This window comes from Pseudomonas sp. FG47 (assembly GCF_057809115.1).
Genome location: NZ_JBMDJI010000048.1, coordinates 1 through 22,656, shown reverse-complemented (window position 1 = coordinate 22,656; position 22,656 = coordinate 1). Strand labels below are relative to the sequence as shown.

Sequence of the window (22,656 nt, the reverse complement as noted above, 5' to 3'; positions counted from 1 at the left end):
GCGTGGGCCTGTAGGAGCCAGCTTGCTTTACTGGTTGGTGTAGATCTGGTCGAACACGCCACCGTCGTTGAAGTGGGTCTTCTGCACGGTGCGCCAGTCACCGAAGGTTTTCTCCACCGACAGGAAGTCCACTTTCGGGAAGCGGTCGGTGTACTTGGCCAGCACCGTTGCGTCACGTGGGCGCAGGTAGTTGTTGGCGGCGATTTCCTGGGCCGCCGGCGACCACAGGTACTTCAGGTATTCCTCGGCCAAGGCCTGGGTGCCTTTCTTGGCCACCACCTTGTCGACCACGCTCACTGGCGGCTCGGCCTCGGCCGACACGCTAGGGTAGACCACTTCGAACTGGTCGCGGCCGAACTCGCGGGCGATCATCTCGGCCTCGTTCTCGAAGGTCACCAGCACATCGCCGATCTGGTTGGTCATGAAGGTGGTGGTGGCGGCGCGGCCACCGGTATCCAGCACCGGTGCCTGCTTGAACAGCTTGCCGACGAAGTCGCGGGCCTTGCTTTCGTCACCGCCTTGCTTGAGCACGTAGCCCCAGGCCGAGAGGTAGGTGTAGCGACCGTTGCCCGAGGTTTTCGGGTTGGGCACGATCACCTGCACGCCGTCCTTGAGCAGGTCGGGCCAGTCCTTCAGCGCCTTGGGGTTGCCCTTGCGCACGATGAACACGGTGGCCGAGGTGAACGGTGCGCTGTTGTTCGGCAGGCGCGTGACCCAGTTGTCCGGCACCAGCTTGCCGTTGTCGGCCAGGGCGTTGATGTCAGTGGCCATGTTCATGGTGATGACGTCGGCCGGCAGGCCGTCGATCACGGCGCGCGCCTGCTTGCTAGAGCCGCCGAAGGACATCTGCAGGTTGACCTTCTCGTTGTGCTCCTTCTCCCAGTGCTTCTGGAACGCCGGGTTGTAGTCCTTGTAGAAGTCGCGCATCACGTCGTAGGACACGTTGAGCAAGGTAGGGGCGGCTTGGGCGAGGCTGCCCAAGGCCAGGCCCGCGGCGAGCAGCGAGGCGCTGAAGAGTTTTTTCACGTTGCGTCCTTGTTATTGAAAGGGTGTAGGCAGAATGCCTGCGACTATAGCGGGTGGTTCGCCAAGGGTTAAAGATCAAAACAGTCTTTGGTTATGCCAGGCACAAAGCCGCTCCTACAGGTCCTGTGCCGGTTGCTTGGGAAACAACGCATTGCCACACCGCGAACAGAACGCCGCGCCGTGCTCATGGTGCTTCTTGGCGCAGGTCGGGCAGTCATGCTGCAACTGCTCGCCGCGCATGGCATTGGCCAGTTCGGCGGTGAAGATGCCGGTGGGCACGGCGATGATCGAGTAACCGGTGATCATCACCAGCGACGACAGCACCTGCCCCAGCGGCGTGCTCGGCACGATATCGCCGAAGCCCACGGTGGTGAGGGTGACGATGGCCCAGTAGATGCCCTTGGGAATGCTGGTGAAGCCATGCTCCGGCCCTTCGATCACGTACATCAATGTGCCGAACACGGTCACCAGGGTCGACACGCTGACCAGGAACACGATGATCTTCTGCTTGCTGCCCTGCAGCGCCGCCAGCAGGTAGTGGGCCTGCTTGAGGTAGGGGCTGAGCTTGAGCACGCGGAAGATCCGCAGCATGCGCACCACGCGGATGATCAGCAGGTACTGGGCGTCGCTGTAGTACAGGGCGATGATCCCCGGCACGATCGCCAGCAGGTCGACCAGCCCGTAGAAGCTGAAGGCGTAGCGCAGCGGCTTGGGCGAGCAGTACAGGCGGGTGATGTATTCGGCGAGGAAGATCGCCGTGAAGCCCCACTCGATCCCGGCCAGCAGCCCGGCGTAGCCCTGGTGTACCTCATCGATGCTGTCGAGTATCACCGTCACCAGGCTGGCGAGGATGATCAGCAGGAGAATCTTGTCGAAGCGTCTGCCAGCCGTGGTGTCGGTCTGGAAGACGATGACGTAGAGCCGCTCGCGCAGGCTTGCAGGGTTGTCCATGGGCTCGTTCCCTTGTGCGAATGGGCAGAGCCTAGGGGCTGGGTTTCAGCTGTGCAAGCGGGGCGCGTTGCGGCGCTGGTTGAGCTGGGCCAGGTGGCTGCCCAGGTGCAGCAGCCAGCAGGCTACCACGAACGGGGCGGTCAGCCCGGCAATCGGCAGCAGGTTGAACAGTGGTTGCAGCAGCAGGGCACAGGCGATGGCGAGCAAGGTCACCCAGGGTTTCTCGCCCTGGCGGCTGAAGGCCAGGGCGGCCAACGCGGCGTTGAAGCCATACAGCCCCAGCCAGGCAGCCTGGGTTTCACCCGCCAGCAAGGCGATGCCGCCGCCGATGGCTGACCCGATCAGGGCCCAAGTGGCGGCATAGGGGTTGGCGAGGTACAGGCCGATGACGATCAGCAGGCCGGCCATGGGCTTGTCCAGCAGGAAGATCTGTCCGACCCCGCGCAGCAGGGCGTAGGCCGTATCGGCCTCGACCGGGCCGTTGGCCGCGGGGCTGGCCAGCAGCAGGGTCGCCCAGCCGAGCAGCACGAACGGCGCGGTGTAGGCGATCAGCAGCTTGCCGCCGCGCTTGCGCCATTGGTGGGTGAGCATGCTCGACAGGCCGCCGGCGGCGATGATCAGCGGCGGCAGGATCGCCGACCAGGGCAGCACGGCGCTGATCAGCAGGCCGATCAGCACGCCGTTGTAGCAGTACAGCCCGGCCTGGCGGTCGGCGCGTTCGTAGCCGCGGCGCTGGGCGGTGAGCAGGCCGGCCAGGGCCCCGAGCAGGGCGCCGCCGACCAGGTTCGGCGCGGTCAGCAGGATCGCCAGCAGGCAGCACAGGCCGCACAAAGGGTTGCGCAGCAGCAGCACCTGGCTGAAGCCGTTGAACAAGGCCGTGGCCCAGTCGGGGCACGGGTTGATGAAGTTCTTGGTGTACATGGGGCAGTCGGCAAGGTGGGTGGGGGAGCGGTGGGCCTCTTTGGGGCTCGGTTTTGCGCAGCTCTGTTACATCGGTGTACGGGGAGGGCTGCGCCCTCCAATCGCGACACAAGGCCGCTCCTACAGGGATCGTGTATTCATGCCTGGGTGCGATCCCTGTAGGAGCGGCCTTGTGCCGCGAAAGGGGCGCAAAGCGCCCCCGGCGATCTCAAACCAATGTCTCGATCCGTAGCGTATTAGTCGAACCCGGCTTGCCGAAAGGCACACCGGCGGTGATCAGCAGCGTGTCGCCACGGCTGGCCATGCCTTGCGCTTGGGCGATCTCCAGCGCCGTGGAGACCACCTCGTCGACCTGGCGCAGGCGGTCGTTGACCACCGAGTGCACGCCCCAGGCCACGCTCAGGCGGCGGGCGGTGTTCAGGTTCGGCGTCAGGTTGAGGATTGGCGCCCGTGGCCGCTCGCGGGCGGCGCGCAGGGTGGAATTGCCCGACTCACTGTAGTTGACCAGCACCGCCACCGGCAGGATGCCGCTGATGCGGCGGATCGCGCAGCTGATGGCATCCGACACGGTGGCTTCGGCCTTGGGCCGGCCAACGTCGAGCTGGGCCTGGTAGTCCGGGCCGTTTTCCACCTGGCGGATGATCTTGCTCATCATCTGCACGGCCTCCAGCGGGTAGTCGCCCGAGGCGGTCTCGGCCGACAGCATCACCGCGTCGGCGCCTTCGGCCACGGCGTTGGCCACATCGGTGACCTCGGCGCGGGTCGGTGCCGGGGAAAAACGCATGGATTCGAGCATCTGCGTGGCCACCACCACCGGCTTGCCCAACTGGCGGCAGGTATTGATGATGCCCTTCTGGATCTGCGGCACGCTCTCGGCCGGCACTTCCACGCCCAGGTCGCCACGGGCGACCATGATCGCGTCGGACAGCTCGGCGATGGCCGGCAGTTGCTCGACCGCCGAGGGCTTCTCGATCTTGGCCATCAGGTAGGCGCGGTCGCCGATCAGCTCGCGTGCTTCGAGGATGTCTTGCGGGCGCTGCACGAACGACAGGGCCACCCAGTCCACGCCCAGCTCCAGGCCGAAGGTGAGGTCGCGGCGGTCCTTTTCGGTGAGCGGGGAGAGCTCGAGCACCGCCTGGGGCACGTTGACACCTTTGCGGTCGGACAGCTCGCCGCCGGCCAGTACTTCGGTGTCGATGGCGTCGCTGTGCTTGGCGGTCACCCGCAGGCGTAGCTTGCCGTCATCGAGCAGCAGGTCCATGCCAGGCTGCAGCGCGGCGATGATTTCTGGGTGTGGCAGGTTCACGCGGCGGCTGTCGCCCGGAGCCTTGTCCAGGTCCAGGCGCAGGGCCTGGCCGCGTTGCAGTTGCACCTTGCCGTCGGCGAAGCGGCCGACGCGCAGCTTCGGACCCTGCAGGTCCATGAGTATGCCCAGGGGGTAGTTGAGCTGCTGCTCGACTTCGCGGATCCACTGGTAGCGCAGGGCGTGGTCGGCGTGTTCGCCGTGGCTGAAGTTGAGGCGGAAGATGTTCACCCCGGCTTCGACCAGCTGGCGGATGTCATCGATGCCCTTGATCGCAGGCCCGAGGGTGGCGAGGATTTTTACTTTTTTATCAGGCGTCATGATTGGGCAGTCTCGAGGATCAGGATGGCGCGGAAATCGTTGACGTTGGTGCGGGTCGGCTCGGTGACGATCAACGCGTCGAGGGCGGCGAAGTAGCCATAACCGTTGTTGTTGTCCAGCTCATCGCTGGCCGACAGGCCCAGGGCCTCGGCACGGGCGTGGCTGTCCGGGGTCATGAAGGCGCCGGCGTTGTCCTCGGAGCCGTCGATACCGTCGGTATCACCGGCCAGGGCGTACACGCCCGGCAGGCCCTTGAGGTTTTCCGTGAGACTGAGCAGGAACTCGGCGTTGCGCCCGCCACGGCCGTTACCGCGCACGGTGACGGTGGTCTCGCCGCCGGAGAGGATCACGCAGGGCGCCTTCAGCGGCTGGCCGTGCAGGACGACCTGGCGGGCGATGCCGGCATGCACCTTGGCCACCTCGCGCGACTCGCCTTCCAGGTCGCCGAGGATCAGCGGGCTGAAGCCGGCCTGGCGGGCTTTCACCGCGGCGGCTTCGAGCGATTGCTGGGGCCGGGCGATCAGCTGGAAGTGGCTGCGCGACAGGGTGGGGTCGTCGGCCTTGACGGTTTCCGAAGCCGGATTGTTGAGCCAGTCGATGACGGCCTTGGGCGCTTCGATGTTGTAGCGCTTGAGGATCGCCAGGGCATCGGCCGAGGTGCTGGGGTCGGCCACGGTGGGGCCGGAGGCGATGACCGTGGCCAGGTCGCCGGGCACATCGGAAATGGCGTAGGTGTAGACGGTGGCCGGCCAGCAGGCCTTGGCCAGGCGGCCGCCCTTGATCGCCGAGAGGTGCTTGCGCACGCAGTTCATCTCGCCGATGGTGGCGCCGGATTTCAGCAAGGCTTTGTTGATCTGCTGCTTGTCCGCCAGGCTCAGGCCTTCGGCGGGCAAGGCCAGCAGGGCAGAACCGCCGCCGGAGAGCAGAAAGATGACGCGGTCGTCTTCGCTCAGGTTGCTGACCAGCGCGAGCACGCGCTTGGCCACGGCCAGGCCGGCGGCATCGGGGACCGGGTGGGCGGCTTCGACCACCTCGATCTTCTGGCAGTTGGCGCCGTGGCCGTAGCGCGTCACGACCAGGCCCGAGACTTCGCCCTGCCAGCTCTTCTCGACCACTTCGGCCATGGCGGCGGCGGCCTTGCCGGCGCCGATGACGATGACCCGGCCGCTACGGTCGGCGGGCAGGTGGGGTTCGAGGACCTGACGGGGGTGGGCGGCGGCGATGGCTGTGTCGAACAGCTCGCGCAGGAATTTTTGTGGATCGACCGACATGGCAGGCTCCCAGATTCTTGTTGTTCTGCAAAATCGAAAACGCCCCTGGAACTGCCTCCGTGCAGGCCGAACCAGGGGCGGGTGTTGCTCGGTGTGGGGCGGTTCGCCGGCAAGCCGGCTCCTACGGGGATAGCGTCGAACCTGTAGGAGCCGGCTTGCCGGCGAACAGCTGCCTCAAATCACTTGTCGTCGCGGATCGAGAAGTTGGCCATATGTTCCAGGCCCTTGATCAGCGCCGAGTGGTCCCAGTTGCCGCCGCCCAGCGCCTGGCAGGTGTTGAATACTTGCTGGGCATTGGAGGTGTTGGGCAGGTTGATGCCCAGCTCCTTGGCGCCTTGCAGGGCCAGGTTCAGGTCCTTCTGGTGCAGGTTGATGCGGAAGCCCGGGTCGAAGGTGCCTTTGATCATGCGCTCGGCATGCACCTCGAGAATCTTCGAGGAGGCGAAGCCGCCCATCAGGGCTTCACGCACCTTGGCCGGGTCGGCGCCGTTCTTGGCGGCGAACAGCAGGGCTTCGGCAACGGCCTGGATGTTCAGGGCGACGATGATCTGGTTGGCCACCTTGGCAGTCTGGCCATCGCCGTTGCCGCCGACGCGGGTGATGTTCTTGCCCATGGCTTCGAACAGCGGCAGGGCGCGCTCGAAGGCTTTCGGGCAACCGCCGACCATGATGCTCAGGGTCGCGGCCTTGGCGCCGACTTCGCCGCCGGACACCGGGGCGTCCAGGTAGGCGGCGCCAGTGGCCTTGATCTTCTCGGCGAAGGCTTTGGTGGCGGTAGGCGAGATCGAGCTCATGTCGATCACCACCTTGTTCGGGCCCACGCCCTCGGCGACGCCGTTTTCACCGAACAGCACGCTTTCGACCTGTGGGGTGTCGGGCACCATGACGATGATGAACTCAGCCTCCTGGGCCACTTCCTTCGGATTGGCCAGGGCCACGCCGCCAGCGGCGATCAGGTTGGCCGGAGCTGCGTCGTGGTGGGTCGAAACGAAGATGCTGTGACCTGCTTTTTGCAGGTTCTGGGCCATGGGGTTGCCCATGATGCCGGTGCCGATGAAACCGATTTTAGCCATGAGAGATTACCTCGTTGTAATTGTTGAATCTCGATGGAGCAGGCGGAGCAGGCCTTTCAGGAGCAGGCCTGCGCTCGGCCTTCAGATTGCGTTATGCGTCTTCAGCCAGCCCAGGCCGGCTTCGGTGGTGGTCTTGGGCTTGTACTCCGCGCCCACCCAGCCCTGGTAGCCGATGCGGTCCAGGTGCTCGAACAGGAAGCGGTAGTTGATCTCGCCGGTGCCTGGCTCGTGGCGGCCCGGGTTGTCGGCCAGCTGCACGTGGTTGATCAGCTTGAGGTTGGTTTCCAGGGTACGCGCCAGGTCACCTTCCATGATCTGCATGTGGTAGATGTCGTACTGCAGGAACAGGTTGTCGCTGCCCACCTCGGCCTGGATTTCCAGGGCCTGTTTCGTGGTGTTCAGGTAGAAGCCCGGGATGTCGCGGGTGTTGATCATTTCCATGACCAGGCGGATGCCGGCGGCCTTGAGCTTGTCGGCGGCGTAGCGCAGGTTTTCCACGAAGGTCTTGCGCACGGTGGCGCAGTCCGGGCCTTGCGGGCGGATGCCGGCCAGGGCGTTGACCTGGGTGTTGCCCAGCACCTTGGCGTACTCGATGGCCTTGTCGACACCGGCGCGGAACTCTTCGACGCGGTCGGGGTGGCAGGTGATGCCGCGCTCACCTTTCGACCAGTCGCCGGCCGGCAGGTTGAACAGCACCTGGGTCAGGCCATGGGCGTCGAGCTGCTGCTTGATCTCGGCGGCGCTGAAATCGTACGGGAAGAGGTATTCGACGCCGCTGAAACCAGCGTCGGCGGCGGCCTTGAAGCGAGCCAGGAAGTCCTGTTCGGTGAACAGCATGGACAGGTTGGCGGCGAAGCGAGGCATAAGTCGTCTCCTTGCGTTGATTACCCCCGCGCGGCGCGGGGGCGTCAGGCGATCAGTCCAGCAGCGAGATGGCGGTCGGCGCGTCGTTGCCGACCAGGGCGAGGTCTTCGAACTCGTTGACCGCGTTGATCTCGGTGCCCATGGAAATGTTGGTCACACGCTCGAGAATCACTTCGACCACCACCGGCACGCGGAACTCTTCGGCCATCTTCTGTGCCTTGAGCAGGGCAGGGGCGATCTCGGCCGGTTCGAACACGCGCAGGGCCTTGCAGCCCAGGCCCTCGACCACGGCGACGTGGTCGACACCGTAGGTGGCGGCGTCGGTGGAATTGATGTTCTCGAACGCCAGTTGTACACAGTAATCCATGTCGAAGCCACGCTGCGCCTGGCGGATCAGGCCGAGGTAGGCGTTGTTCACCAGCACGTGGACGTAGGGCAGGTTGAACTGCGCGCCAACTGCCAGCTCTTCGATCATGAACTGGAAGTCGTAGTCACCGGACAGCGCGACCACCTTGCGTTTCGGGTCGGCCTTGACGACACCCAACGCGGCCGGGATGGTCCAGCCCAGCGGGCCGGCCTGGCCGCAGTTGATCCAGTGGCGCGGCTTGTACACGTGCAGGAACTGCGCGCCGGCGATCTGCGACAGGCCGATGGTGCTGACGTAGGTGGTGTCCTTGCCGAACACTTCGTTCATTTCCTGGTACACGCGCTGCGGCTTGACCGGCACGTTGTCGAAGTTGGTCTTGCGCTGCAGGGTAGCCTTGCGCTGCTGGCAGTCTTCCAGCCAGGCCTTGCGGCACTTGAGCAGGCCTGCGGCTTTCCATTCGCGGGCCACTTCGAGCAACACTTCCAGGGCGGCGCCTGCGTCGGAGACGATGCCCAGGTCCGGGGTGAACACGCGGCCGATCTGGGTCGGTTCGATGTCTACGTGCACGAACTTGCGGCCTTCGGTGTAGACGTCGACGGAGCCGGTGTGGCGGTTGGCCCAGCGGTTGCCGATGCCGAACACCAGGTCGGACTTGAGCAGCGTGGCGTTGCCGTAGCGGTGCGAGGTTTGCAGGCCGACCATGCCGACCATCAGTTCGTGGTCGTCCGGGAGGGTGCCCCAGCCCATCAGGGTCGGTACCACCGGCACGCCAGTCAGTTCGGCGAACGCGACCAGCTTGTCGCTGGCGTCGGCGTTGATGATGCCGCCACCGGCCACCAGCAGCGGACGTTCGGCGTCATTGAGCATGGCCAGGGCTTTTTCCGCCTGCTTGCGAGTCGCGGCTGGCTTGCTCACGGGCAGCGGCTCGTAGGCATCGATGTCGAACTCGATCTCGGCCATCTGCACGTCGAACGGCAGGTCGATCAGCACCGGGCCTGGGCGGCCGGTGCGCATTTCATAGAAGGCCTTCTGGAAGGCGTAAGGCACCTGGCCCGGCTCCAGCACGGTGGTCGCCCACTTGGTCACCGGCTTGACGATGCTGGTGATGTCGACGGCCTGGAAGTCTTCCTTGTGCAGGCGGGCACGCGGGGCCTGGCCGGTGATGCAGAGAATCGGGATGGAGTCGGCCGAGGCGCTGTACAGGCCGGTGACCATGTCGGTGCCGGCGGGGCCGGAGGTGCCGATGCACACGCCGATGTTGCCCGGGTTGGCGCGGGTGTAGCCCTCGGCCATGTGCGAGGCGCCTTCGACGTGGCGAGCGAGGACGTGATCGATGCCGCCGACTTTTTTCAGGGCCGAGTACAGCGGGTTGATCGCGGCGCCGGGAATGCCGAACGCGGTATCTACACCTTCACGGCGCATGACCAGAACGGCTGCATCGATTGCTCTCATTTTGCTCATGGTTTGTGCCTCATCGATTTTGTAATTGTATACAACTTGCGTTGCGACAGAGTGTATTCATGGTCGACGCAAAAGGTCAATCCATTTTCGTCGGCGGGTTTGACTTGCGGGTCATGGCAAAAAAAGGCGACATTTCGTCGCAGTAAGGCATATTGGATTATAAAATTGTATACAAATAGTGTCTTTGTTGTGTTCTATCTTGTCTATTGGTTTTCAACTGCCCTCAGGGCTTCTCACAACAAGAAGAGGACCTTTTCATGAACGCATTGACCCTCAAACAGGCCGTGGGCGTGGTAAATGCCGCGTTGGCCGCCGGCCGCAAGATCAACGCCGCGCCCTTGACCGTGGCGGTGCTCGACGCCGGCGGGCATCTACTGGCGTTGCAGCGTGAGGACGGCGCCAGCTTGCTGCGCCCCGAGGTGGCCATCGGCAAGGCCTGGGGTGCGGTGGCGCTGGGCAAGGGTTCACGCTTGCTGGCGCTGGACTCGCAGCAGCGCCCCGCCTTTTATGCGGCTTTGAACGGGCTCGGCGAGCGACCGGTGGTGCCGGTGCCAGGGGGCGTGCTGATCCGCGATCAGGAGGGCAAGGTGCTGGGGGCGGTAGGGATCAGTGGCGATACGTCGGATATCGACGAGCAGTGCGCGATCAATGCAATTGAGGAAGTCGGGCTGACGGCGGATGCGGGGGTTGCTGCGTAAGGTTCGTCATTTTGGGGCCGCTCTGCGGCCCATCGCGACACAAGGCCGCTCCTACAGGGAAATGCGTAACCTCTGTAGGAGCGGCCTTGTGTCGCGAACGGGCTGCACGGCAGCCCCATTGGCCCTGTCAGGCCGCCTCGGGCTCGCAGCCCTTCAGCACCAGGCGGATGATGGTCTCCGCCGCCGCGTCATAATCGCTGTCGGCCAGTTTGGCCTTGCCGGTCACCACGGCTATCTGCCAGTCGAAATCCGCATAGGTTTGCGTCGCCGCCCAGATGCTGAACATCAAATGGTGCGGGTCGACGTGGGCGATCTGGCCGCGCTCGATCCAGCGCTGGATGCACTCGATGTTGTGGCGGGCCTGCTCGTTGAGCTGCTCGACCTGGCGCGGCGACAGGTGCGGCGCGCCGTGCATGATCTCGCTGGCGAACACCTTGGAGGCGTGGGGCAGGTCGCGGGAGATACGGATCTTCGAGCGGATGTACGCGCTGAGCACCTCTTTAGGATCACCGTCGGCGTTGAACGGCGTCGAGGCCTGCATGATCGGCGCGATGATGCTCTCGAGCACCTCGCGATAGAGGTTTTCCTTCGACTTGAAGTAGTAGTACACGTTCGGCTTGGGCAGGCCGGCCTTGGCCGCGATATCGCTGGTCTTGGTGGCGGCGAAGCCCTTGTCGGCGAATTCTTCACTGGCTGCGCGCAGGATCAGTTCCTTGTTGCGCTCGCGAATGGTGCTCATTGTCGGGAATCTTCCTCGGGTCTGGCCCCTCCAAGAGGGGTCCGGCATGGTAGCACCCGCTCGGACGGGCGCTCAAGGCAGCGTCTTTGGGCTAGAATCCCGGCCATTCGAACCTACTGGAAACATTTTGACATGGCAGGAAGCAGCTTACTGGTATTGATCGATGATATCGCCACGGTCCTCGACGATGTCTCGTTGATGACCAAGGTCGCGGCGAAGAAGACCGCCGGGGTGCTGGGCGACGACCTGGCGCTCAACGCCCAGCAGGTCACTGGCGTGCGTGCCGAGCGGGAGATCCCGGTGGTGTGGGCGGTGGCCAAGGGCTCGCTGCTGAACAAGGCGATCCTGGTGCCGGCGGCGTTGCTGATCAGCGCGTTCATTCCCTGGGCGGTGATTCCGCTGCTGATGGTCGGTGGCGCCTACCTGTGCTTCGAGGGCTTCGAGAAGCTGGCGCACAAGTTCCTGCACAGCAAGGCCGAGGACGACGCGCAGCACGAGGCGCGCAAGGCGGCCGTGGCCGACGAGCAGGTCGACCTGGTGGCCTTTGAGAAAAGCAAGATCAAGGGCGCGGTGCGCACCGACTTCATCCTCTCCGCCGAGATCATCGCCATCACCCTGGGTACCGTGGCCGATGCGCCGCTGAGCCAGCAGATCATCGTGCTGTCGGGCATCGCCATCGTCATGACCCTGGGGGTGTATGGCCTGGTGGCAGGCATCGTCAAGCTCGATGACCTGGGGCTGTGGATGACCAAGAAAGCCTCGGCGCTGAGCCAGGCGGTGGGCAACGGCATCCTGCGCGCCGCGCCGTACATGATGAAGAGCCTGTCGGTGATCGGCACCGCGGCGATGTTCCTGGTTGGTGGCGGCATCCTGGTGCATGGCATCGCGCCGCTGCACCACGCCATCGAGGCGTTCAGCGAAGGGCGGGGCGGGGCGTTGACCGGGGCGCTGCTCAACGGCGTCGCGGGGGTGATTGCGGGGGCTGTGGTGCTGGCGGTGGTGAGCGTCGTCGGCAAGGTATGGCGGGCGCTAAAACCGGCAAACTGAGGCGTCTGGCCGGGGCTTGCCCAGGTTCACCAGTAGGAGCGGCCTGGTGCCGCGAAAAGAGGCGCGAAGCGGCCCCAGGATCTCGACATCATGCAAAGTCGCCGGGGCTGCTGCGCAGCCCTTTCGCGACACAAGGCCGCTCCTACGGGTTATGCACTGGCTTCAGATCAGAAGTGCACTTTCACCAGGAAGCTCATGGTGTTCTGATCGGTAGTGAAGGCATCGCTGTCCTTGATGCCGTACTTGTTCTTCCAGTAGTCGTACTCGATACCCACGTACAACTGCTTCTCGCCCAGGTGCAGCGCTTTGCCCAGGTCGTACTTGACCTGCGGGTTGAAGTGCAGGTTCGCCTGGTAGGTGCCGCGACGGTTCTCGTCGTTGTCCACCACCCAGTCCATGAAACCGTCGATGAGAATGTCGGACGAACCCACCGGGATGGTGTATGACCACACCGGGGTGATCTGCCAGACGTTGTCGCCCGGGCGGCTGCCGTCGGTGGTGCGTTGGTAGAAGTTCAGCTGGAAGTAGTCGAAGCCAGGGATTGCCAGGTCGAAACCGGGGCCGATCAGGTAGGCCTCGGTGTCACCCTCGCCGAACTCGTAGGTCATCGCCAGCAGCACGTCCTTGACCGGGCCGAACTCGAGCTTCTGGTCGAAGATCTTGCCGAACGACAGGCGTGGGCTGAACTCGCCGTAGTAGGTGTTCGGGCCGTTACCGGCGTCCTTCTTGCCCTGATAGAAGATCTTGTCGAAGAAGAAGAAGTTGTCACCGTACTTCCACGCGTCGGCGTGCTCGAAGGTGAAGGTTTGCTGGGTCTCGGGGTTGACCTTGAAGTTCTTGCCCCACAGGTAGGTCAGGCTGTTGTTCTGCCATTGCAGCAGGTCGCCGGCTTGGCTGGCGCCGCAGGCCAGCAGGCCACCGGCGAGGATCAGGCTGTTGATGGTACGCATTGCGAGTGTCGCTCCCTTGAGTTGGATCTGTTGTCAGCGCTCGGGCGCTGTTCTTGTCTTTTGGGTCAGCTTTTTTCAATAGGCCACAGCTGTTTGGCAAGCGCTGCGCCAACTTTTCCACGTTGGCCACAACCATCCTGCTCGACGTCTTTCTTACGGATGAAATGGGTATTTCACGCTGGCAACACGTTGGCCAATCGCCCGGAATCATTGACTTGGCGGTCAGCAAACGCGGGCAGGATCCATCCTGCCCCGATCGAGGGGGCGCGCAGATTACTCACTTGCGCGCCGGGCCTCAAGTGCTCCGTCCTGGAGCACGCTGTCACATCGTTGGGCGAGCGCCCGTCGGGTTAGAAATGCACCTTCACCAGGGCACTGGCGACACTCTGGTTGCTGTCCAGGTTGCCGCGGCTGTCGATGCCGTACTTGTCCTTCCAGTAGCTGTACTCAAAGCCCACGTAGAGCTGCTTGGCGCCCAGGTTCAGGGCCTTGCCCAGGTCGTACTTGACCTGTGGGTTGAACTGCAGGTTGGCGTGATAGGTGCCGCGGCGGGTCTGGTCGTTGTCCACCACCCAGTCGATGTAGCCGTCGATCAGGATGTCGGACTTGCCCACCGGGATGGTGTACGACCAGGCCGGGGTGATCTGCCAGACGTTGTCGCCGGGGCGGCTGCCTTCGGTATTGCGCACGTAGAAGTTCAGGGTGAAGTAGTTGAAACCGGGCACGTTGAGGTCGAAGCCGGGGCCGATCAGATAGGCCTCGTTGTCGCCCTCGCCACGTTCGTAGGTCATGGCCAGCAGCACATCCTTGATCGGGCCGAAGGCCAGGTTGCGGTCGAGGATCTTGCCGAACGACAGGCGCGGACTGAACTCGCCGTAGTAGGTGGTCACGCCTTTGCCGGGGTCGGCCTTGCCGTTGTAGAAGATCTTGTCGACGAACAGGAAGGTATCGCCGTACTTCCATTTGTTGGCGTGCTCGAAGGTGATCGTCTGCTGGATCGAAGGGTTGACCTTGAAGTCCTTGCCATACAGATAGGTCAGGCTTTCGCCGTGCCACTGCAGCCATTCGCCGGCGTGGGCGGGGAGGGTAGCCAGCAAGGTGCTGCCGAGCAAAACGGACGAGGTGATGCGCTTCATGTTGTGATTCCCGGACTTATTGTTTTTGTTTGGGCTTTTTTGGCGCGCAGGCGCCCCGGGCGGCCCATTCCGGCGGGCCGACGGTAATGCGTTACGACAGGGGTGGAGCGGGGCGGCCGGCGAGGCGCCGCCCCTGGTCACTCAATGCTGATGACAGGTGTCGTTGTGCGCGGCACGCTCGGCGCCGCCGAGGATGTTGAACAACAGGTTCAGCACCAGGGCGCTGAGGGTAGCCATGGCGATACCGCTGTGGGTGATCGGTTCCATCCACTGCGGCATCTGCGCGAAGAACTCCGGACGCACCACCGGGATCAGGCCGAAACCGACACTGACCGCCACCAGCAACTGGTTGCGACGATCGGCGATGTCCGCCTCCTGGAGGATCTTGATGCCGGTGGCGGTGACCATGCCGAACATGGCGATGGACGCGCCGCCCAGTACCGCAGGCGGGATCGAGGCGATCAGGAACGCCGCCTTGGGCAGCAGGCTGAGCAGGATCAGCAGCGCGCCGGCCATCACCGTGACGTAGCGGCAGCGTACCCCGGTCATCTGCACCAGGCCGATGTTCTGGGCGAACGAGGAGTGGGTGAAGGTGTTGAAGAAGCCAGCAATGAACGAGGCGCCAGCGTCGCACAGCAAGCCGCGCCGCAGCATCCCCGGGGTCACTTCACGGTCGGTCACCTTGCCCAGGGCGAGGAACATGCCGGTGGATTCGACGAAGATGATCACCACCACCAGGCACATCGACAGGATCGGCGCCAGGCTGAAGGTCGGCATGCCGAAGTGCAGCGGGGTGACCACCTGCAGCCACGGTGCCTGGTCCAGGCCCGACAGGTCGACCATGCCGATGGAGCCGGCCAGGATGTAGCCCAGGCCCATGCCCACCAGGACCGAGACGTTGACCCAGAAACCACGCATGAAGCGGTTGATCAGCAGGATCACCGCCAGCACCAGGCCGGCGACCATCAGGTAGATCGGCGCGCCGAAGGCGGTGGCCTCTTGCCCGCCGCCGGCCCAGTTGACCGCCACCGGGAACAGCGACAGGCCGATGGAAGTGATGACCGTGCCGGTCACCAGTGGCGGGAAGAAGCGCACGACCTTGGACATGAATGGCGCGATCAGCATGCCGAAGAAGCCGGCTGCGATGGTCGCGCCGAAGATCCCCTGCAAACCGACACCGGGCATGCCGGCCATGGCCACCATGCTGCCGACAGCGGCGAAGCTTGCGCCCATCATGACCGGCATGCGAATGCCGACCGGGCCGATACCGAAGGATTGGATGATGGTGGCAACGCCGGCGACCAGCAGGTCGGCGTTGATCAGGAAGGCGACTTCTTCGCGGGACAGGCCCGCCGCCTGGCCGATGATCAGCGGCACCGCGATGGCGCCCCCGTACATCAGCAGCACGTGTTGCAGACCCACCAGGATCAGCTGGAACAACGGCAGGGGCTGTCGTGGCGGCGCAACAGGGATGTACGCCTTGGGTGACTCGGACATGCAGCACCTCGAGTTTTGTTTTTATTCTCGGATCCAAGCGGGCGGCTTCACGTGGCAGTCTCCGGTAAAGGAGGCTGGGTTTCCCGCGTGAAGCCGAACGCTCGATGCTTGCTTGTTACGTAGAGCTTGGAAGCGAGGCCGGGAGTACCGGCCTCATCGCGGGGCAAGCCCGCTCCCACGCAGTCGTGGGGTGTCTCAGTTGACCTGCGCGCCTTTGGCGATCCAGTCGCCGACCAGCTTGCGTTCCTCGACGGTCATCTGGGTGATGTTGCCCAGCGGCATGATCTGGCTGGCGACGGCCTGCGCCTGGATGCGCGCGGCCTGGGCCTGGATCTGCTGCGGGGTGTCGAACATCACGCCGCCAGGTGCGGCGCTGAACAGCGGGCTGGTCGGCTTGGCCGAGTGGCACACGGTGCAGCGTTCCTGAATGACGGTGTGGATCTTGTCGAAGGTTTCACCGCCAGCCTGGGCGGTGGCCTGGGCCGGAGCCTCGGCGGGGGCCGCAGGTTTGGCGGCTTCCTCGGCGCGCAGTTCGGCGGCGGTCTTGCCGCCCACGGCGGTGGCCGGCAGCGGTTGGTACTCGACCTTGGCGGCGGCCTGCTCAGGAGCGCTCGGCAGTGGTTTCGGGCCGGTTACATAGGCCAGGCAGATCATCGCCAGGGCGCCCACGGGCAGGGTCCAGGCGTACTTGTTGCTGTCGTGGCGGGTGTTGAAGTAGTGACGGATCAGTACCGCGGCCACCGCGATCCCGGCCAGGATCAGCCAGTTGTACTGGCTACCGTAGGTGCTCGGGAAGTGGTTGCTGATCATGATGAACAGCACCGGCAGGGTGAAGTAGTTGTTATGGCGCGAGCGCAGCAGGCCCTTGGCCGGCAGCACCGGGTCGGGGGTCTGGTTGTTCTCGATGGCGGCCACCAGCTGGCGCTGCGCCGGCATGATGATGCGGAACACGTTACCGACCATGATGGTGCCGATGATCGCGCCGGTGTGCAGGTACGCGCCGCGACCGCTGAACACCAGGCTGAAGCCCCAGCAGGCGGCGATGATCAGCACGAACAGCACGGCGCCGAGCAGGGCCGGCTTCTTGCCCAGGGGCGAGTCGCAGAGGAAGTCGTAGATGAACCAGCCGGCGATCAGCGAGCCAATACCGATGGCCACGCCTTCGGCACCGCTGAGGGTGCTGCCGGGTGCCAGCAGGTACAGCGTCGGGTTCCAGTAGAACACCACGCACAGCAAGGCAATCCCGGACATCCAGGTGAAATAGGCTTCCCATTTGAACCAGTGCAGGTTCTCGGGCATCTTCGGCGGTGCCAGCTTGTATTTTTCCAGGTGGTAGATGCCGCCACCGTGGATGGCCCAGAGGTCACCCGACAACCCATCGCGCGGGTTGCTGCGGTTCAGGTGGTTCTCCAGCCAGACAAAGTAGAACGATGCACCGATCCAGGCCACGCCGGTGATCATGTGAACCCAGCGAATGCTCAGGTTCAGCCATTCGTGAAGGTGTGCTTCCACAGTATGTACCTCTCGCCGGTCACGGTTCAGGCGGACCTGGGTGACCGACCTTTTCTTATTGGTGGGGATTGAGGATCAACATCTGTTCCTCGGGGAAGTAATGCTCATCGCAGTTGTTGCCGGAACCACTGCGATCAACCACCAGGAAGTCATCCCGCTTTTCGATCGTCAGCACCGGGTGGTGCCAGACGCCGCGATGGTAATTAATGCCCTGCCTGCCATTACTGCGGAAGGCGCGGACCAAGCCTGATACAGGTGCATCGCCAACGGGCGCGACCACGATCAGAAAGGGGTTGCCGAGCAGCGGGATGAAAGCCTGGCTGCCCAGCGGATGGCGTTCCAGCATGCGCACGGTCAGCGGCATCTCCAGCGCGTCGGCGCGGAAGATGCTGATGATCGCCTTGTCTTCCGGCTCGGCGGTCTCGACCGTGGCGAGCTTGTGGAAGCGCATGGTCGAGCCGTTGTTGATCATGAAGTGGTCGCTGCCGTCGGTTTCGATCACGTCACCGAAAGGGGCGAAGGCTTCTTTGCTCAGGGGCTCGATCATCAGGGTGCGCATGCGGTTATCTCTTCTATTCGTTGTTCTGGATTTTGGTGGCTTGGCGGGCCGGGGCCCTGGGTGCGGACGCGTCACGCACTCGGGCCAGGGCGCTGCCAGTGCCTTACAGCTGCAGCAGGCGGAACAGCGCGATCAGGTTGATCTGCGCCAGGGCCTCCTTGAACTCGGCATCGGTGTCGTTGTTGATGCGCTGTTCGAAGGCGGCGAGGATCTGGTGGCGGTTGCTGCCCTTGACCGCCATGATGAACGGGAACTGGAACTTGGCCTTGTAGGCGTCGTTCAGCTCGGTGAAGCGGGCGAACTCCTCGGCGGTGCACTGGTGGATGCCGGCGCCGGCTTGTTCGTTGGTGCTCGATTCGGTCAGCTCGCCCTGGATGGCGGCCTTGCCGGCCAGGTCCGGGTGGGCATTGATCAGTGCCAGTTGCTCGGCATGGCTGGCGCTGAGCAGGATGTCGCTCATGCGTTGATGCAGCGCCTCGATCTCGTCCAGCTCGGCCAGTTGCCCCAGGTCGTAGGCTTTCTCGGCGACCCACGGCGAGTGCTCGTAGATGTCGGCGAAGGCCGCGACGAAGGCGGCGCGCTTGAGGCTGGAGGGCTTGAGGGTCTTGAAGGCGGTCATCAGGCGTTCTCTTTCTTGTACGGGTGGGTGGCGTGCCAGTGGCGGGCGATGTCCACGCGACGGGCGAACCAGACCTGCTCGTGGCTCTTGGCGTAGTCGACGAAGCGCTTGAGCGCGGCCAGGCGCGCCGGGCGGCCGACCAGGCGGCAGTGCAGGCCGATGGAGAGCATCTTCGGTGCCTCGGCGCCTTCCGCGTAGAGCACGTCGAAGGCGTCCTTCAGGTACTGGAAGAACTGCTCGCCGCAGTTGAAACCCTGCACCTGGGTGAAGCGCATGTCGTTGGTGTCGAGGGTGTAGGGGATCACCAGGTGCGGCTTGCCGGTGGGGTTGTTCGGCTCCCAGTAGGGCAGGTCGTCGTCGTAGGTGTCGCTGTCGTAGAGGAAGCCGCCTTCCTCCATCACCAGGCGCCGGGTGTTCGGACCGGTGCGGCCGGTGTACCAGCCTTGCGGGCGTTCGCCGGTAAGCTCGGTGAGGATGCGGATGGCTTCGAGCATGTGCTCGCGCTCTTGCGCTTCATCCATGTATTGATAGTCGATCCAGCGGTAGCCGTGGCTGCAGATCTCGTGGCCGGCCTCGACCATGGCGCGGATCACGTCGGGGTGGCGCTGGGCGGCCATGGCCACGGCGAAGATGGTCAGCGGCACGCCGCTGTCCTTGAACAGTTTGAGCAGGCGCCATACGCCGGCGCGGCTGCCGTATTCGTAGAGCGATTCCATGCTCATGTTGCGCGCGCCCTGCAGCGGCTGGGCAGCGACCATTTCGGAGAGGAACGCTTCGGACTCTTTGTCGCCATGCAGGATGTTGCGCTCGCCACCTTCTTCGTAGTTGAGCACGAAGGACAGTGCAATGCGGGCATTCCCCGGCCATTGCGGGTGAGGTGGGTTGTTGCCGTAACCGATCAGGTCGCGAGGGTAGTCAGCGCTCACTGCAGTCTTCCTTCTTGTACGTATGTGCGAGTGGTGGGCGGGCCGCGTCGGGATGTCGCACCACCGGATGGGCTGATTGTATACAACTTCTGAAATCTTTTGTAAGCCTGTTTTTCCGCATTTCTGCCCTTTTGTCGGTTGGAGAATCCTTGCAAGAAACCTGCCCGATTGGTCAGCTAATGGTGTGAGGGTCGGCATGGGACGTGTCTTTGCGAGTGATGGGCTGTTCAGGTCGTGCTGGCGCAAAGGAGATAAAAAATTGTGTACAATTTGTCGTTCAACTGTCTTAATGGCGTCATTCCCGCACCGCTGCCAGGCTGTAGCCGTGTATTTTTTGCCCACGTAGACGACAAGAGGCGACAAGCAAATGGGACGTTTGACCACACACGTACTGGACGCCGCGCATGGCTGCCCGGGCAGCTCGATCACGGTCGAGCTGTACCGCGTCGAAGGCCAGCAGTTGGAACTGGTGAACACCGCCCTGACCAACAGCGATGGTCGCGTCGACGCGCCGCTGCTGCAGGGCGACGATTACCGCACCGGCGTCTATCAATTGCAGTTCAGCGCCGGTGACTACTACCGCGCCAAGGGTGTGAAGCTGCCGGACACCGCGTTCCTCGATGTTGTCGTGCTGCGCTTTGGCATCGACGAGCAGCAAGAGCATTACCATGTGCCGTTGCTGATCTCGCCGTACAGCTATTCGACCTATCGTGGAAGCTAGTTGGTCGCTAGAAGAATCTTCGTAGGTCCTTGGCCCGCTCTCACACTGGCGGGCTTTTTTTCGTCTGCTGTTTTTGCAGTTGCCAATCTGCCCTTCGGGTGCTCCTACAGGGGATGTGTGGAAGCAGGCATGCCGAGCAGGCAAAAAGAAAGGGCGCCGAGGCGCCCTTGGTTGTTGCAGCGAGGTCAGAGGAACACGAACTTGGCAATGAAGATCGCGCACAGCACCCACAGGCTGGCCGAGATCTCCTTGTACTTGCCGGTACCCGCCTTCAGCGCCACATAGCTGATGAAGCCAAGGGCGATGCCGTCGGCGACCGAGAAGGTCAGCGGCATCATGATCACCGTGACGATCGCCGGAATGCTGTCGGTGGCTTCATCCCACTCGATATGCGCCATGCTGCCCATCATCAGCATCGCCACGTAGATCAGCGCGCCAGCGGTGGCATAGGCTGGGATCATCCCGGCCAGCGGGGCGAAGAACATCGCCGCGATGAACAGGATCCCCACCACCACGGCGGTCAGGCCGGTACGTCCACCTGCCGCGACACCCGCGGCACTTTCTACGTAGCTGGTCACCGGTGGCACGCCAACCACTGCGCCGAAAACACTGGAGGTGCTGTCGGCCTTGAGCGCCCGCGACAGGTTCTCGATGCGCCCGTCCGGTGCCACCAGGTTGGCCCGCTGGGCCACGCCCATCAGCGTGCCAGCGGTGTCGAACATGTGCACGAACAGGAACGCCAGCACCACGCTGATCATGCTGACGTTGAACACGCCGACCACGTCCATGGCCATCCAGGTCGGTGCCAGGCTCGGCGGCATCGACACCACCCCGCCGAACTTGACCAGGCCCAGACCCCAGCCGGCCAGGGTGACGCCGATGATGCTGATCAGGATCGCGCCGAACACCCGCTTGTAGCTGAGGATCGCGATCAGCAGGAAGCACACGGCCGCCAGCAGCGGGCCGGGCTCATGCAGCGAGCCCAGCTTGACCAGGGTTGCCGGGCTGTCGACGATGATGCCGGCGGTCTTCAGGCCGATCAGTCCGAGGAACAATCCGACGCCGGCCCCCATGGCATGGCGCAGGCTCAGCGGGATGCTGTTGAGCAGCCACTCACGCACGCGTGAGACGGTCAGGAACATGAACAGCACGCCTGAGACGAACACCGCCCCCAGCGCCGTTTCCCAGTTGTAGCCCATGGTGCCGACCACGGTGTAGGTGAAGAAGGCATTGAGCCCCATGCCCGGCGCCAGGCCCACCGGCCAGTTGGCGTACAGGCCCATCAGCAGGCAGCCCAGCGCGGCGGCGATGCAAGTGGCGACGAACGCGGCGCCGTGGTCGATGCCGGCGTCGGCCATGATGTTGGGGTTGACGAAGATGATGTAGGCCATGGTGATGAAGGTGGTCACCCCGGCGATCAGCTCGGTGCGGACGGTGCTGCCATGCTGCTTGAGTTTGAAAATCCGCTCCAGCCAGCCCGTTTCGAGCGGTGGGGCGAGATCCAGCGTAGGTGCTTCGGATTTGCGGCTTTCCACAGCGAGTACTCCTCAAGTCTTTCTTGTTGTTCGAAGCCGGGTCCTGAGCCATGCACTGGGGGGCTTCGCGAGGGGGTGTGGCAGACGTCCGACCATTTTGTTGACTTTTGGGTCAGGAAGTTGCTCGCAGGATTATGCTTTTGTGTACAAATAATGCAAATAATGTTTTATCTTTTGTGCGTACAAACTGCCGTACAACGGCTATATAGGTAAAAGGCCACCTGCAGAAACGGGTCAGCCTGTGTACAATGGCGCCATACCTTGGCCCACTATCTTCTTCCTGGACTTGCCATCCCCCCGCTGACAGGTATTACAGTCACGGTCCGACTGGCAGACCCTTCGTGCTCGAGAGCTCATGAACGAACAGCTGCAACCTCTGAAAAAACCTGCGCGCACTGGCAAGGCCGGCCGCAGCGGTACCCAGGACGACATCGTCTACGCGCACATCTTCGAGGCGATCCTCGAGCAGCGCCTGGCACCGGGCACCAAGTTGAGCGAGGAAGCGCTGGGCGAGATCTTCGGCGTCAGCCGCACCATCATTCGTCGCGCCCTGTCGCGCCTGGCCCACGAAAGCGTGGTGCTGCTGCGGCCCAACCGCGGCGCGGTGGTGGCCAGCCCGACGGTCGAGGAGGCGCGCCAGGTGTTCTTCTCCCGGCGCATGGTCGAGCGTGCCATTACCGAGCTGGCGGTGCAGCACGCTACCCTCGAGCAGCTCAACGAACTGCGCCACATGGTGCGCGAAGAACGTGACAGCTTCTCCCGCGGCGACCGTGGCGCCGGCATCCGCTTGTCCGGCGAATTCCACCTCAAGTTGGCCGAGGCCGCCGGCAACGCACCGCTGGTGAGCTTCCAGCGCAGCCTGGTATCGCAGACTTCGCTGATCATCGCCCAGTACGAGAGCGGCAACCGTTCGCACTGCTCGTACGACGAGCACATGCAACTGATCGACGCCATCGAGGCACGCGATGCCGAGCAGGCGGTGAGCCTGATGATGCATCACATGGACCACATCGACAGCAAGCTCAACCTCGACGAGGAAAGCGCTTCGGACGACCTGCATGCGGTGTTCTCCCACCTGCTGAAAAAGCCCAAGGTCAGCGTCAAGGGTTGATCGTTTGCCTGTATGAGCAAGGGGCCGCCTCGCGCCCCATCGCCGGCT

21 protein-coding genes are annotated in these 22,656 nt (G+C 63.7%); 4 read left to right on the top strand and 17 right to left on the bottom strand.

Annotated features, from left to right (window positions below):
* Positions 1–27 precede the first annotated feature (27 nt).
* From ACODS5_RS22700 to gcl, 8 genes are all read right to left on the bottom strand, one after another.
* Positions 28–1,026 carry a sulfate ABC transporter substrate-binding protein gene (locus tag ACODS5_RS22700; protein ID WP_134694023.1) on the bottom strand — a complete coding sequence of 333 codons (999 nt, stop codon included), beginning with the start codon at positions 1,024–1,026 and terminating at the stop codon, positions 28–30.
* Positions 1,027–1,140: 114 nt separating this feature from the next.
* Complete coding sequence (locus ACODS5_RS22695; protein WP_134694022.1) at positions 1,141–1,977, bottom strand: ion transporter; 837 nt, start codon at positions 1,975–1,977, stop codon at positions 1,141–1,143.
* 45 nt (positions 1,978–2,022) lie between these two features.
* A complete protein-coding gene (locus tag ACODS5_RS22690; RefSeq protein WP_489109708.1) occupies positions 2,023–2,898 on the bottom strand; it encodes an urea transporter in 876 nt (291 codons plus the stop codon).
* 208 nt (positions 2,899–3,106) lie between these two features.
* The gene (gene pyk / locus ACODS5_RS22685) at positions 3,107–4,522 is read right to left on the bottom strand and encodes a pyruvate kinase (RefSeq protein WP_134694020.1); all 1,416 of its coding nucleotides are present in this window, start codon (positions 4,520–4,522) and stop codon (positions 3,107–3,109) included.
* Entirely contained in the window at positions 4,519–5,793 is a 1,275-nt protein-coding gene (locus tag ACODS5_RS22680) for a glycerate kinase type-2 family protein (RefSeq protein ID WP_134694019.1), read from the bottom strand. Before ACODS5_RS22680 ends, pyk begins: the two co-directional genes overlap by 4 nt.
* Positions 5,794–5,972: 179 nt before the next feature.
* A complete protein-coding gene (locus ACODS5_RS22675; protein ID WP_023631172.1) occupies positions 5,973–6,866 on the bottom strand; it encodes a 2-hydroxy-3-oxopropionate reductase in 894 nt (297 codons plus the stop codon).
* A gap of 81 nt (positions 6,867–6,947) precedes the next feature.
* Positions 6,948–7,730: a hydroxypyruvate isomerase gene (gene hyi, locus ACODS5_RS22670; RefSeq protein ID WP_046856495.1), complete on the bottom strand. Its 783-nt coding sequence runs from the start codon at positions 7,728–7,730 to the stop codon at positions 6,948–6,950.
* A 52-nt stretch (positions 7,731–7,782) separates the two neighbouring features.
* Positions 7,783–9,558: a glyoxylate carboligase gene (gene gcl / locus ACODS5_RS22665; RefSeq protein WP_489109707.1), complete on the bottom strand. Its 1,776-nt coding sequence runs from the start codon at positions 9,556–9,558 to the stop codon at positions 7,783–7,785.
* A 257-nt stretch (positions 9,559–9,815) separates the two neighbouring features.
* Between gcl and ACODS5_RS22660 the strand changes: the two genes are divergently transcribed.
* Positions 9,816–10,256 (top strand): GlcG/HbpS family heme-binding protein, encoded by a 441-nt coding sequence (locus ACODS5_RS22660; protein WP_489109706.1) that lies wholly within the window; start codon positions 9,816–9,818, stop codon positions 10,254–10,256.
* Between the two features lie 127 nt (positions 10,257–10,383).
* Here ACODS5_RS22660 and ACODS5_RS22655 read toward each other — a convergent pair whose 3' ends face one another.
* On the bottom strand, positions 10,384–10,995 hold the full coding sequence (locus ACODS5_RS22655) for a TetR/AcrR family transcriptional regulator (RefSeq protein ID WP_028692838.1): 612 nt from the start codon (positions 10,993–10,995) through the stop codon (positions 10,384–10,386).
* Positions 10,996–11,127: 132 nt separating this feature from the next.
* Between ACODS5_RS22655 and ACODS5_RS22650 the strand changes: the two genes are divergently transcribed.
* Positions 11,128–12,042: a DUF808 domain-containing protein gene (locus ACODS5_RS22650; protein ID WP_489109705.1), complete on the top strand. Its 915-nt coding sequence runs from the start codon at positions 11,128–11,130 to the stop codon at positions 12,040–12,042.
* Between the two features lie 167 nt (positions 12,043–12,209).
* Here ACODS5_RS22650 and ACODS5_RS22645 read toward each other — a convergent pair whose 3' ends face one another.
* From ACODS5_RS22645 to puuE, 7 genes are all read right to left on the bottom strand, one after another.
* Positions 12,210–12,992: an outer membrane protein OmpK gene (locus tag ACODS5_RS22645; RefSeq protein ID WP_134693521.1), complete on the bottom strand. Its 783-nt coding sequence runs from the start codon at positions 12,990–12,992 to the stop codon at positions 12,210–12,212.
* A 350-nt stretch (positions 12,993–13,342) separates the two neighbouring features.
* Positions 13,343–14,128, bottom strand: coding sequence for an outer membrane protein OmpK (locus tag ACODS5_RS22640; RefSeq protein ID WP_217848833.1), 786 nt, complete (start codon positions 14,126–14,128; stop codon positions 13,343–13,345).
* Positions 14,129–14,269: 141 nt separating this feature from the next.
* Complete coding sequence (locus ACODS5_RS22635; protein WP_489109704.1) at positions 14,270–15,625, bottom strand: nucleobase:cation symporter-2 family protein; 1,356 nt, start codon at positions 15,623–15,625, stop codon at positions 14,270–14,272.
* 195 nt (positions 15,626–15,820) lie between these two features.
* On the bottom strand, positions 15,821–17,137 hold the full coding sequence (locus ACODS5_RS22630) for a urate hydroxylase PuuD (protein ID WP_038705699.1): 1,317 nt from the start codon (positions 17,135–17,137) through the stop codon (positions 15,821–15,823).
* A 55-nt stretch (positions 17,138–17,192) separates the two neighbouring features.
* Complete coding sequence (locus ACODS5_RS22625; RefSeq protein WP_134693524.1) at positions 17,193–17,696, bottom strand: ureidoglycolate lyase; 504 nt, start codon at positions 17,694–17,696, stop codon at positions 17,193–17,195.
* A 103-nt stretch (positions 17,697–17,799) separates the two neighbouring features.
* Positions 17,800–18,315, bottom strand: coding sequence for a 2-oxo-4-hydroxy-4-carboxy-5-ureidoimidazoline decarboxylase (uraD, locus tag ACODS5_RS22620; protein ID WP_489109703.1), 516 nt, complete (start codon positions 18,313–18,315; stop codon positions 17,800–17,802).
* A complete protein-coding gene (gene puuE / locus ACODS5_RS22615) occupies positions 18,315–19,241 on the bottom strand; it encodes an allantoinase PuuE (RefSeq protein ID WP_134693526.1) in 927 nt (308 codons plus the stop codon). Before puuE ends, uraD begins: the two co-directional genes overlap by 1 nt.
* A gap of 367 nt (positions 19,242–19,608) precedes the next feature.
* Between puuE and uraH the strand changes: the two genes are divergently transcribed.
* A complete protein-coding gene (uraH, locus tag ACODS5_RS22610) occupies positions 19,609–19,962 on the top strand; it encodes a hydroxyisourate hydrolase (protein ID WP_134693527.1) in 354 nt (117 codons plus the stop codon).
* A gap of 185 nt (positions 19,963–20,147) precedes the next feature.
* On the opposite strand, the gene ACODS5_RS22605 is transcribed toward uraH, so the two are convergent.
* Positions 20,148–21,497 carry an NCS2 family permease gene (locus ACODS5_RS22605; RefSeq protein ID WP_134693528.1) on the bottom strand — a complete coding sequence of 450 codons (1,350 nt, stop codon included), beginning with the start codon at positions 21,495–21,497 and terminating at the stop codon, positions 20,148–20,150.
* A gap of 355 nt (positions 21,498–21,852) precedes the next feature.
* Between ACODS5_RS22605 and ACODS5_RS22600 the strand changes: the two genes are divergently transcribed.
* Entirely contained in the window at positions 21,853–22,608 is a 756-nt protein-coding gene (locus ACODS5_RS22600; protein WP_134693529.1) for a GntR family transcriptional regulator, read from the top strand.
* Positions 22,609–22,656: the final 48 nt, after the last annotated feature.